Source organism: Altererythrobacter chaiwopuensis (genome assembly GCF_054957735.1).
The window spans coordinates 1-274 of sequence record NZ_JBTXJF010000012.1; the positions used below are offsets into that span (position 1 = coordinate 1).

At 58.0% G+C, this 274-nt stretch carries 1 protein-coding gene; it reads right to left on the bottom strand.

All coding sequences use genetic code 11. From position 1 onward, the window contains the following. Window positions 1–58: 58 nt before the first annotated feature. A partial coding sequence (locus ACX3VQ_RS13000; RefSeq protein ID WP_462581468.1) for a hypothetical protein occupies window positions 59–274 on the bottom strand: 216 nt, incomplete at its 5' end.

Consider the following 274-nt stretch of genomic DNA (forward strand, 5'->3'; position numbering starts at 1 on the left):
GCGTGGCGCCCGGGCAAGGGCCTCCACCAGATCGGAAGAGCACACGTCTGAACTCCAGTCAATGGCCGATCTGTTCGCTGACGACCCTGCCCCAACCTCTTCCGTGCCGGCTGAACCGCGCGCGGATGCGCCACTGGCTGACCGCCTGCGCCCGCGCGCATTGAGCGAGGTTTTTTTTTTTTAGGTCGTGAACGGAGATGTAGTTTGTATGTTTCTGTTTTTCGCTTCTGGAATGTTTTCCTATATGATTTTGTGGGGGGCTAGGGGCTCCTGC